We start from the raw sequence: 10,927 nt of genomic DNA on the forward strand, positions 1-10,927 counted from the left end.
GGCCGGACAGGCTGCGGTCATCTTGGTCGGTTTTCTGACGATACGTACCGACCGGGCGCGGTCCGCGCCGACACACACCGCCGGACGGGTGGCCGGTGGCGCCGCGGACGGGCGGTCAGATGCCGAGCAGTTCGGCGCGGGAGGCCGCGTGTTCCAGCAGCCGGTGGACGTCGGCCTGGGTGGTGGAGGCGGCGTCGTTGTACGCGTCGGGCGAGCTGACCGGCCGTCCGGTGGCGTGCAGCACCTCCATCACCTGGGCCCGGCCCCGGCGGGCGGTGTACGGGGTGCCGTAGCCGTGCGCGAGGACGGCGGACTGGGCGCCGAGCAGGCAGACCCGGCCCTGGCAGTCCCACATCGCGCCCTGCAGCCAGCCGTGGGCGGTCAGGTAGCGGGAGGTCAGCCGCAGGTGCCCGGCGACCGTCACCTCGACCGGGCGGGCCGGCCGGCGCGCCAGCCGGTCCAGCAGGGTGCGGCGCGGCAGCGGGTGCCCGGCGTTCCAGGGCTGCTCGACGCTGCCGAGCGGGCAGACGTACGGGAGCTGCGGGCGGGCGGCGGCGGGCAGCGTGGCCAGGTAGGCCTCGACCTCGGCGACCAGGCCGGACGCCTCCGGGGTGAGCGTCGGCGTCAGGCGGTCTCGGCTCAGCAGGGTGACGGGCATGTGCGCGCTCCATTTGTCCGGGTCTGTCCGGATTCATTGATAACCCGGGCCGGAACCGGCGGCGCGGCAGGCGGACCACCGCCGCGTGTTGGGCCGCCCCTCGCCGCGGGTGGGACCGTCCCTCGGCGTTCCGCTACCCGCCGCCGATCGGGTTGGATGGGGACATGAGCGAGGAGACGAGCGCCGCACCGGCGTGGGAGCAGCGGTTCCGGGCGGCGCGGGTGTCACTGCCGGACTGGGCCGAGGACGCCCCCGAACGCGCGCTGTACGTGTCGAACGCCACCGGCACCTTCGAGGTGTACGCCTGGGACCGGACGACCGACAGCCACCGCCGCGCGACCGGCCGCCCGAACGGCACCACCGACGCCGAACTGAGCCCGGACGGCGAGTGGATCTGGTGGTTCGACGACACCGACGGCGACGAGCTCGGCGTCTGGCGCCGCCAGCCGTTCGCCGGCGGGCCGGACGAGGAGTGCGTGCCGGGCGTGCCCGCCGCGTACTCCACGGGGCTCGCCCTCGGCCGGGACGGCACGGTGGTGATCGGCACCTCCCGGGAGGAGGACGGCACCGCCCTGCACCTGCGGCGGCCGGGCGCCGCGAAGGCCGAAGTGATCTACCGGCACGCCGAGTACGGCGGCATCGGCGACCTCTCCTACGACGGCTCGCTGCTGGCCGTCGAGCACACCGAGCACGGCGACGCCATGCACGCCGCACTGCGGGTGATCCGCACCGCGGACGGCTCAACCGTCGCCGAGCTGGACGAGGTGACCGGCCGGCCGGACCCGCGCGGGCTGGTCTGCCTCGGTTTCGCGCCCGCCGACGGCGACACCCGGATGCTGATCGCCCACCAGCGCCGCGGCCGCTGGGAGCCGGCCGTCCACGACCTGGCCACCGGCACCGAGACGGCCCTGGAGCTGCGCGACGAGCAGGGCCGGGAGTTCCCCGGCGACCTGTCCGCGCAGTGGCGTCCGGGCGCCGCGAGCCTGCTGATCGAGCACGAGTACGAGGCCCGCAGCGAGCTGTTCTCGTACGAGCTGGCGAGCGGCGCGCTCACCCGCCTGGACACCCCGCGCGGGACCGTCGCCGGGGCCACCGCCCGGCCGGACGGCACGGTGGAGTTCCTGTGGTCCTCGGCGGCCGAGCCGCCGGTGGTCCGGTCCACCTCCGGCGCGGTCGTGCTGCGGGCCCCCGGCCCGGTGCCGCCGGGCTCGGTGCCGGCCGAGGACGTCTGGGTCGAAGGCCCGGGCGGCCGGGTGCACGCACTGGTCCAGCGCCCGGCGGGGACGGGCCCGTTCCCGACCGTCTTCGAGGTGCACGGCGGCCCGACCCACCACGACAGCGACTCCTTCGCCGCCGGTCCGGCCGCCTGGCTGGACCACGGCTTCGCGGTGGTGCGGGTCAACTACCGCGGCTCCACCGGCTACGGCCAGGCCTGGACGGACGCGCTGCGCGAGCGGGTCGGCCTGATCGAGCTCGAGGACATCGGCGCCGTACGCGAATGGGCGGTGGCCTCCGGCCTCGCCGACCCCGCCCGGCTGGTGCTCTCCGGCGGATCGTGGGGCGGCTACCTGACGCTGCTGGGCCTCGGCGTGCAGCCGGAGCACTGGACCCTCGGCCTCGCCGCCGTCCCCGTCGCGGACTACCTGACCGCGTACGCCGACGAGATGGAGGCGCTGAAGTCCCTGGACCGCACGCTCTTCGGCGGAACCCCCGAGGAGGTCCCCGAGCGGTGGCGGGCCTCCTCGCCGCTGACCTACGTCGACGAGGTCCGGGCGCCGGTCTACATCAGCGCCGGGGTCAACGACCCGCGCTGCCCGATCCGGCAGATCGACAACTACGTGCGGCGGCTCACCGAGCTGGGCAAGGTGCACGAGGTGTACCGGTTCGACGCCGGGCACGGCTCGCTGGTGGTGGAGGAGCGGATCAGGCAGCTCCGGCTGGAGATCGACTTCGTCCGCCGCCACCTCGGGGACGCCGGGTGAACCGGCCCGCGCGCCGGTCCGCGGCGGCCGCCTCCGCCGCGGTGCTCACCCTGCTGCTGACCGCGAGCGGATGCGCGTCCTCGGACGACTACGACTGCGTGCAGGCGCTCGGGGCGCCGGCCCAGGTGCTGGGCAAGAGCAGCGGTGGCAAGAGCAGTGGCGGCGGCAGCAAGAGCTCGGGCGGCAGCTCGGGCAGCTCGTCGAAGTCGAAGTCGAAGTCCACGTCGAAGAGCAGCCGGACGGTGCACCACCACACCACCTCGCGCTCCGGCGACGACGATGACGACTGCGGGCCGGCGCCGACGCCGTCGTTCGGGTGGCCGTCGCCGACCCCGAGCCGGTAGGCGGTAGCCGGGGATCCTTCCGGTGGCCGGACGTCCGCTACAGGGCCGGGTCCGGGACCGGGTCCAGACCGAGGGCCCGGTCCTGGGCGGCCTCCGCCTCGCGGCGGACCAGGCGGAACCACATGAAGACCACGAAGCCCGCGAAGACGAACCACTCCAGGGTGTAGCCGAGGTTCTGGAAGGCCCGCAGGCTCAGCCCGTCGCCGCCCTGTGGCTGCACGGTCGGGACGGCCGTCAGGCCGCCCGGCGCGTCGTCGGCGGCCACCCAGCCGTCGTAGACGGGGTAGGGCAGCACGTTGACCAGGGTGGCCGGACTGATGGTGCCGAGCTGCCCGGCGGGCAGGCCGCCGGCCACCGCACCGCCGCTGCCGGCGTTCTCCGGGGCCTGCAGGCGGCCGGTCACGCTGACCGTCCCGGCCGGCGGCGGCGGGGCCGCCCCCGGCGTCCCGGCCGCCCAGCCGCGGACCACCGCGACGGCGCGGCCGTCCGCGGTCCGCAGCGGGGTCAGCACGTAGTACCCGGTGCGGCCGTCGACGGCGCGGCCCGGGACGAGGAGCTGACGCCCGGCGTCGTAGTCGCCGGTGGCGGTGACCTCACGGCCGACCGTGTCGCTGCCCACCCTGGCCTGCGGCCCGTCCAGCACGGAGCCGAGCGGGGCCGCCGGGCCGCCTGCCGTACCGGGGGCGGCCGCCGAGGCGCGGTGGGTGCCGAGCCGGTCCTCGAACCGCCCGAGCTGCCAGGAGCCGAGCAGCACGCAGACCACGATGGCGACCAGGCCGAGGGCGGTGCCGCCGAGCCAGCGCGGGGTCAGGAGAAACCGGTACACACCCCCCACGGTAACCAGTCCTCACGCCCTCCCGGCCGCCGGGTCGGGCCCGGGGTGGGGCGAGAAGGCCCCGGCCGGGCGGACGGGAGGTCGCGCCGGGAGCGGATGGGCGGTCCGGGCGGTCCGGGCGGTCCGGTGATCGAGGACACGGGCGGCGGTCCAGGACGGAGGCCCGGGACGGCGATCAAGACCCGTGGTCGGGGTCGGCGGGCCGGTCGGCGGCCGGACCGGGGCGGTGGCAGGTCGGGAGCCTGACGGCCGCCGCGCCGGGCCTCCGGGTCTGGCCGGCCCGGCCGCGGATGGGCAAGGCGGACGCCGGGCTGGGCGCCAAGGGGACCGACGGCGCTACAGGACGGTGGTCATGAACCGTGGTCAGGGCCCGGGCACCGGGGCGGTGGCGGGTCAGGAGCCTGACGGCCGCCGCGCCGGGTGGGCGGGCTGGTCGGCCGCTGCCGCCCGGCAGGTGGCCCCGGCCGGGTGGTGGGTGGTCAGCCGCCGGGGGGTGGTGAGGGCTGGGCCGCGGTACCGCCCGGTTCCGGGAGGGCCTGGTGGACCGCCCCGCCGCAGGCGCCCTTGAGCACCGCGGTGGCGACCGGTTGGCCGTCGGCCCGTGGTGCGTACGCCAGGGTGAGGGAGTGGTCGGCGACGGTCGGCGACGGGCTCGGGGTCGGGGCCGGGGTGGACTGGTCGGTCGGGCTCGGGCTGCTGCCGGGGACCGGGTCCGCCCCGCCCGGCGCCGCGGACGCGACCTCGACGAAACGGGCCGGCACCATCGCGGGCACCGCCTGTCCGCTGGGCCCGCCGCCCGGCGACGTACAGCTCTCGCCCGGCACCCAGCCGAACCTGACCCGGTACCAGGCGCCCGGTGTGAGCAGCAGCTCCGCCGGGGTGGCCGGTGGGGCCGGCAGGGCCGTCGCCGCGTCGCCCGCGCGGTGCGGCACCACCTTCACGCCGGCCGGGTCACCGCCGACGGCGGCGCTGACCGTGAGCCGGCCGTCGTCCGCGACCCGGCAACTGCCGGTGGAGGTGTTCCGCAGCGCGAACCAGCCGTACACCTTGCCGGCCGCGTCCGGGGCCTCCACCCGGCTCTCCGGCGAACCGAGGTCCGCCGCGGTGCACCAGGGAGCGGGCGCCGGGGCCGGCTGGGTGCCCGGCCCGGCCGTGGCGGCCTGGCTCGGCGCGGCGGTACCGCTGTCCGAGGGCACGCCCGCGGCGGCGTTCGAGTCGCTCGGACGGACCGAGGAGACCGGGTGCTGGGCCGTGCCCGCACCGGTCGGCGCGGCGCCGGTGTGCACCGGGGTGCGGACCGTGTCGCCGCCGGCGCCTCCCGAGAGGCCCAGCGGTCCGACCCCCTGGATCGCCGGGACCGCGGCCGCGGCCATCAGGACGGCGGCCGCCGCGCCGGTCCAGGTGTTGCGGTAGCGCACCCGTCTACGCGGCACACCGATCCGGATCCGGCGCAGGGCCGCCGCATCGGGCTCGACGTCGGCGACCGCCCGGTGCAGCAGCAGCCGTAGCTCGCACTCCAGCGGGGTGCCCTCACCGGGCTGACCGTTCGTCGGATCGGCGCCGGGAAGCCGCCCGTGGCCGTCAGTCATCGCTGGTGTCCATCACGGCCCGGAGGGCGGTCAGTCCGCGGGAGCCGTACGCCTTGACCGATCCGACGGAGATACCGAGCACCTCCGCGGCCTGAGCCTCGGTCAGATCCGCGTAGTAGCGCAGCACCAGTACCTCCCGCTGACGGCGTTGCAACCCCCGGAGCGCCGACCGGAGCCGGTCGCGCTCCAGCGCATCGTAGGCGCCCTCTTCTGCACTGGCCATGTCAGGCATCGGCTTGGGCAGCAGCCGCAGACCGAGGATCCGCCTTCGCAGCGTGGACCGGGACAGGTTGACCACGGTCTGCCGCAGATAGGCGAGGGTCTTCTCCGGATCGCGGACCCGCCGACGGGCCGCGTGCACCCGGATGAACGCTTCCTGCACCACGTCCTCGCAGGAGGACAGGTCGTCCAGCAGCAGGGCGGCCAGGCGCAGCAGGGACCGGTAGTGGGCCTGGTAGGTCTCGGTGAGCTGGTCGACGCTGGCCCCGGACGCGTCCGCTGCCGCCGCAGCAGCTGCCACGGCGCTATCGGCCGGCCGCCGGGCCGCCCCCGGCAGCGTCATCACCGGCAGCGTCGCCACTCCCACTGCCCCCATCGCATTCGCCACGCCTGTTGGACACTCGAACCCCTGTCATGGTTGCCCTGACCCCGGAAGCATTCTTCCGTACCGTCGGAATTCCCCTCCAGGGTTCTGGGGAGGGATTCTGACCCGTCGTCCGGCGGGGTCCGGGCCCGTGGCGGTTGCCCCAGGTCAGCGAGGTGCGGCCGGGCCGGACGGCCCCGCTCCGCGATCGGTCACCGTCGGGCACCGGGTCGCGAACGGCGTCCGGCCGGCCACCCGAGGGTGGCCGGCCGGTCCGTCATGGGCCAGGAGGGAGCGCCGATTCGGCCTCGGCGGGCCGTCCCGGCGCCTCGCCTCAGCGCCCGGTGCCGCCGTAGACCACGGCCTCGTCGGTCTCGGTGTCCAGGCCGAACGCGCTGTGCACCGCGCGGACGGCCTCCGGCACGTCCTCGGAGCGGGTGACCACCGAGATCCGGATCTCCGAGGTGGAGATCAGCTCGATGTTCACCCCGGCCTCCGAGAGCGCCTCGAAGAAGGTCGCGGTGACCCCGGGGTTGGAACGCATACCGGCGCCCACCAGCGAGAGCTTGCCGATGGCGTCGTCGTAGCGCAGCGACTCGTAGCCGATGCCCTCCTTGACCCGGCCCAGTGCGTCGATGGCCTTCTGGCCGTCCGCCTTGGGCAGGGTGAAGGAGATGTCGGTCAGTCCGGTCGACGCGGTGGAGACGTTCTGCACCACCATGTCGATGTTGACCTCGGCGTCCGCGATGGCGCGGAAGATCCGGGCCGCCTCGCCCGGCTTGTCCGGCACGCCGACGACCGTGATCTTGGCCTCGGACGTGTCGTGGGCGACTCCGGAGATGATGGCCTGCTCCATCTCGCCCCCTTCGGGCTTGTTCGGGTTGGTGCCACTGACAATTGTCCCCGGCAGGCCGGAGAAGGACGAGCGTACGTGAATCGGGATGTTGTAGCGCCGCGCGTACTCGACGCAGCGGTCCAGGAGCACCTTGGAGCCGGACGAGGCCAGCTCCAGCATGTCCTCGAAGCCGATCCAGTCGATCTTGCGGGCCTTCTTCACCACCCGCGGGTCGGCGGTGAACACGCCGTCCACGTCGGTGTAGATCTCGCAGACCTCCGCGCCCAGCGCGGCGGCCAGCGCAACGGCCGTGGTGTCGGAGCCGCCGCGGCCGAGCGTGGTGATGTCCTTGCTGACCTGCGAGACGCCCTGGAAGCCGGCGACGATCGCGATGTTGCCGCCGTCCAGCGCGTTGCGGATCCGGCCGGGCGTGACATCGATGATGCGGGCCCGGTTGTGCGTGGAGTCCGTGATGACACCGGCCTGGCTGCCGGTGAAGGACTGGGCCTCGTGGCCCAGCGTTTTGATCGCCATCGCCAGCAGGGCCATGGAGATCCGCTCTCCGGCGGTCAGCAGCATGTCGAACTCACGGCCGGACGGAATAGGCGTCACCTGCTCCGCGAGTTCGATGAGCTCGTCCGTCGTGTCGCCCATCGCGGACACCACGACGACGACCTCATGGCCGGCCTTCCTGGTGTCGACGATCCGGCGGGCCACGCGCTTGATGCCCTCGGCATCCGCAACGGATGAGCCGCCGTACTTCTGCACGACAAGGCCCACGTGCGCTCCTCGACTTGAGTCGGTTTCGGGGGGTGGATGGCCCCCTCACCCCCAGGGGAAGGGGGCTGTGCGGTCCGCGTCAGTCTATCGAGCAGGTCAGGGCGATCCGCCGCATTCCATATGATGAGACGCCGGTATCGCCTGCTGGAACGCCGCGGGCGGGCCGCACCGGCAGGTCTCCTGCCGGGCCGCCGCCCGCCCGCAGAATCGCCGGGCCACCGGCCGCCCGGCACCCGGGATTCCAGCACCCGGCGAATCGCTGACGGCTTCGTCACACTCCGCCCGGCGCACCGCGACGGACGGCCCGGGCCGGACCCGATCCGGGGCCGGAACCCCGGGCCCGGGAGGCGGCGGCCCGGGACTCAGAGCCCCAGCTCGGCCGCCATCAGATCGCCGGCCTGCTGCTCCAGCTGTTCGTCGGTGAGCCCGTCGTCGTCCGTGTCGGCCCCGTCCGGAGCCGCGCCGATCGGGCTGTCCAGCCGGACGTGCGCGATCAGCGACTGGAGCGCCCGCAGCACCGCCGTGCAGGTGGAGCCCCAGTTCGACAGGTACGAGAACTGCCACCACCAGAGCGCCTCGCTGATCCGGCCCTCCCGGTAGTGGGTGAGCCCGTGCTGCAGCTCCGCCACCACCCCGGCCAGGTCGTCCGAGATCCGGAACGCGCTCGGCTTCTCCGGCGGGCCGTACGGGTCGAAGACCTCGTGGTAGACGTCGATCGGCGCCAGCAGTTCGGCGAGCCGCTCCCGGAGCTCCACGCCGTCCGGCTCGGGACCGGTGTCCGGCTCGAAGCGGTCCTCGGGCAGGACGTCCTCGATCGCCCCCAGCCTTCCGCCCGCCAGCAGCAGCTGGGAGACCTCCAGCAGGAGCAGCGAGACCGCGCTGCCCGGCTCGTCGCCCTTGGCGACCTCGGAGACCGCCAGCACGAAGCTCTCCACCGAGTCGGCGATCTGGACGGCGAAGTCGTCCGGCTCATCGGTATGGGTGAGGCTGTGGGTTACGTCAGACATCGAGCAGTCGTCTCCCTTCGAAGGCCCGGCCGAGGGTGACCTCGTCGGCATACTCCAAGTCCCCGCCGACGGGCAGACCGCTCGCCAGCCGGGTCACCTTCAGGCCCATCGGCTTGCACAGCCGGGCCAGGTAGGTGGCGGTCGCCTCCCCCTCCAGGTTGGGGTCGGTGGCCAGGATCAGCTCGGTGACCGTGCCGTCCGCGAGCCGGGTCATCAGCTCGCGGATCCGCAGGTCGTCCGGGCCGATGCCCTCGATCGGGCTGATCGCGCCGCCGAGTACGTGGTAGCGGCCCCGGAACTCCCGGGTGCGTTCGATCGCCACGACGTCCTTCGGCTCCTCGACCACGCAGATCACCGCGAGGTCGCGGCGCGGGTCCAGGCAGACCCGGCACTGCTCGGCCTCCGCGACGTTGCCGCAGACCGCACAGAACCGGACCTTCTCCTTGACCTGCTGCAACGCGAACGCCAGCCGGCGTACGTCCACCGGATCGGCCTGCAGGATGTGGAAGGCGATCCGCTGCGCGCTCTTGGGCCCGACGCCGGGCAGCCTGCCCAGTTCGTCGATCAGGTCCTGAACCACGCCCTCGTACAACTCCGCGCCTTCCGTCGGCCGGGCACCGCTCCGGGGCCTGTTACCCCGGCGCCGGGTGCTCCGGTGCCATCATCCAACGAATCGGGCGTCGGACACACCGTCCGACGCCCGACCACCTCATAAATCACACATCACGCGCCCGCGGGGCAGTGGCAGCGGACCACCGCGGACCGCCACGCGGCGCACCAGGATTCCGGCGCGGCGCCGGGTCCCCGGACCGGTCCGGGCCCGCGGGAGTGGGTCAGAACGGCAGACCGGGAATCCCGGCGCCGCCGCCCAGGCCCTGGGTCAGCGGGCCCATCCGCTCGGCCTGCAGCTTCTGCGCCGCCGCGTTGGCGTCCCGGACCGCGGCCAGCACCAGGTCGGCCAGGGTCTCGGTGTCCTCCGGGTCGACGGCGGCGGGCGCGATCGTCAGCGCCACCAGCTCACCCGCGCCGGTCACCTTCGCCTCGACCAGGCCACCGCCCGCCGAGCCGCTCACCTGCGTCTCGGCCAGCTCGCGCTGCGCCTTGCCCAGCTCCTCCTGCATCTTCTGCGCCTGCTTCAGCAGCTGCTGCATGTTGGGCTGGCCACCACCAGGGAACACGGCTCTCTCCTGCCTGTACACGGAAGGGTCGCCGAAACCGACGACACCCTTCCGAGCCTACGCGCCACCCGGTCGGCCGCCGGGTGGGGCGGCCGATGCGCCGGTCGGCCGCCGTCCCCGTCACCCGTTGTGGTGGATCTCCTCCAGGACCGTGGCACCCAGCTCGCGGATGATCAGCTCCTGGCCGGAGAACACCTGCTCGTTCAGGTCCGGGTCGTCGTCCTCGGGTACGTCGTCCTCCGGGGCCACGTACGGCTGCGGGGCCTGCGGCTGCGACGGCCCGGGGTGGCCGGCGGACGGCTGCGGGGCCGCCGCCTGCTGCTGCGGCTGGACCGGCGCGGCCTGCACCGGCGCGACGGACGGCGCCTGCTGCATCGCTCGGCCGGGCTGGCCCGCCTGATCGGCCTGACCCGGCTGGCTCGGCTGCACGGGCGTGGCCACCGCTGCCGGGGCCGCCGGTGGCGGGTACGCCGAGGCGGGGCGGGACGCCGGCGCCGGTGCTCCCCAGCCACCGCCGCCACCCCCACCGCCGGGCGGGGCCGGGGGCAGCCCGCCCGCCGAACCGCCGGACGGGTCGACGATGCACTCCACCCGCCAGTCCACGCCGAGCGAGTCGGCCAGGGCCTGGCGCAGCACCTCGTCGCTGTTGCTGGAGACGAAGCTGTCGCGGGCCCCCGCGTTGACGAAGGAGACCTGGAGGACGCTGCCGTCGAAGCCGGCCACCTGACCGTTCTGGCTGAGCAGGATCCAGGTGAAACGGCGGCGGTTCTTCACCGCGTCCAGGATCTGCGGCCACATCTGGCGGATCTGCGCGGCGCCCTGCTGTGCACCGGCGGACGGCTGCGCCTGGGCCGCGGCAGGCGCCGCCACGGGCGAGGCCGGCGGCGGCGTGGGCGTGGGCACGGGTGCGGTCGGGGCAGCGGGCGGGTACGCCGGGGCGGCCTCCGCGACCGGGGCGGCGGCGGGCGCCGCAGCGCCGGGCTGCTCGGCCGGGCCACCCGGCGCGGGGAAACTGCGCGGGATCGGCCAGGCGCCGGGGGCGGCCCCGGCGGGAGCCGGTGCGGCCGCGGGCGCGGGTGCCCCACCGCGTACCTGAGGACGTTCGAATCGCGCACCTCGAAACCGAGCGTGCGGTA

10 protein-coding genes and 1 pseudogene are annotated in these 10,927 nt (G+C 74.7%); 2 read left to right on the forward strand and 9 right to left on the reverse strand.

Annotation, left to right across the window (positions count from 1 at the left end; all coding sequences use genetic code 11):
- Positions 1-115: 115 nt before the first annotated feature.
- Entirely contained in the window at positions 116-658 is a 543-nt protein-coding gene (locus tag AB0D08_RS07345; RefSeq protein ID WP_033817615.1) for a hypothetical protein, read from the reverse strand.
- A 164-nt stretch (positions 659-822) separates the two neighbouring features.
- Here AB0D08_RS07345 and AB0D08_RS07350 point away from each other — a divergent pair, with 164 nt between their 5' ends.
- Together AB0D08_RS07350 and AB0D08_RS07355 are read left to right on the forward strand one after the other, a co-directional pair.
- The gene (locus AB0D08_RS07350; RefSeq protein WP_033817616.1) at positions 823-2,640 is read left to right on the forward strand and encodes a prolyl oligopeptidase family serine peptidase; all 1,818 of its coding nucleotides are present in this window, start codon (positions 823-825) and stop codon (positions 2,638-2,640) included.
- Positions 2,637-2,984, forward strand: coding sequence for a hypothetical protein (locus AB0D08_RS07355; protein WP_359886785.1), 348 nt, complete (start codon positions 2,637-2,639; stop codon positions 2,982-2,984). Before AB0D08_RS07350 ends, AB0D08_RS07355 begins: the two co-directional genes overlap by 4 nt.
- Before the next feature lie 37 nt (positions 2,985-3,021).
- Here the strand turns inward: AB0D08_RS07355 and AB0D08_RS07360 are convergent, their stop codons facing one another.
- The 8 genes and pseudogenes from AB0D08_RS07360 to AB0D08_RS07395 all read right to left on the reverse strand — a co-directional run.
- Complete coding sequence (locus tag AB0D08_RS07360; RefSeq protein WP_359886788.1) at positions 3,022-3,810, reverse strand: SURF1 family protein; 789 nt, start codon at positions 3,808-3,810, stop codon at positions 3,022-3,024.
- 488 nt (positions 3,811-4,298) lie between these two features.
- Positions 4,299-5,408 carry a hypothetical protein gene (locus AB0D08_RS07365; protein WP_359886791.1) on the reverse strand — a complete coding sequence of 370 codons (1,110 nt, stop codon included), beginning with the start codon at positions 5,406-5,408 and terminating at the stop codon, positions 4,299-4,301.
- Entirely contained in the window at positions 5,401-5,970 is a 570-nt protein-coding gene (locus tag AB0D08_RS07370) for a SigE family RNA polymerase sigma factor (RefSeq protein WP_033817620.1), read from the reverse strand. Before AB0D08_RS07370 ends, AB0D08_RS07365 begins: the two co-directional genes overlap by 8 nt.
- A 355-nt stretch (positions 5,971-6,325) precedes the next feature.
- The gene (locus tag AB0D08_RS07375) at positions 6,326-7,606 is read right to left on the reverse strand and encodes an aspartate kinase (protein WP_033817621.1); all 1,281 of its coding nucleotides are present in this window, start codon (positions 7,604-7,606) and stop codon (positions 6,326-6,328) included.
- 362 nt (positions 7,607-7,968) lie between these two features.
- On the reverse strand, positions 7,969-8,613 hold the full coding sequence (locus AB0D08_RS07380; protein WP_033817622.1) for a DUF5063 domain-containing protein: 645 nt from the start codon (positions 8,611-8,613) through the stop codon (positions 7,969-7,971).
- Positions 8,606-9,205, reverse strand: a complete 600-nt coding sequence (gene recR / locus AB0D08_RS07385; protein WP_033817623.1) for a recombination mediator RecR — start codon at positions 9,203-9,205, stop codon at positions 8,606-8,608. The genes AB0D08_RS07380 and recR overlap by 8 nt, the downstream gene beginning before the upstream one ends.
- Positions 9,206-9,446: 241 nt before the next feature.
- On the reverse strand, positions 9,447-9,791 hold the full coding sequence (locus tag AB0D08_RS07390) for a YbaB/EbfC family nucleoid-associated protein (protein ID WP_082526132.1): 345 nt from the start codon (positions 9,789-9,791) through the stop codon (positions 9,447-9,449).
- A gap of 120 nt (positions 9,792-9,911) precedes the next feature.
- Positions 9,912-10,927 (reverse strand): annotated as a pseudogene (locus AB0D08_RS07395) (DNA polymerase III subunit gamma and tau); the annotation flags it as partial.

It is taken from the genome of Kitasatospora sp. NPDC048540, assembly GCF_040651175.1.
In the GTDB taxonomy this organism is placed as follows: Bacteria; Actinomycetota; Actinomycetes; order Streptomycetales; family Streptomycetaceae; genus Kitasatospora.

Excerpts from the sequence above, each read along its gene's own strand:
- AB0D08_RS07345 (WP_033817615.1), bottom strand. The coding sequence starts at position 658 with ATGCCCGTCACCCTGCTGAGCCGAGACCGCCTGACGCCGACGCTCACC.
- AB0D08_RS07350 (WP_033817616.1), top strand. The coding sequence starts at position 823 with ATGAGCGAGGAGACGAGCGCCGCACCGGCGTGGGAGCAGCGGTTCCGG.
- AB0D08_RS07365 (WP_359886791.1), bottom strand. The coding sequence starts at position 5,408 with ATGACTGACGGCCACGGGCGGCTTCCCGGCGCCGATCCGACGAACGGT.
- AB0D08_RS07370 (WP_033817620.1), bottom strand. The coding sequence starts at position 5,970 with ATGACGCTGCCGGGGGCGGCCCGGCGGCCGGCCGATAGCGCCGTGGCA.
- AB0D08_RS07380 (WP_033817622.1), bottom strand. The coding sequence starts at position 8,613 with ATGTCTGACGTAACCCACAGCCTCACCCATACCGATGAGCCGGACGAC.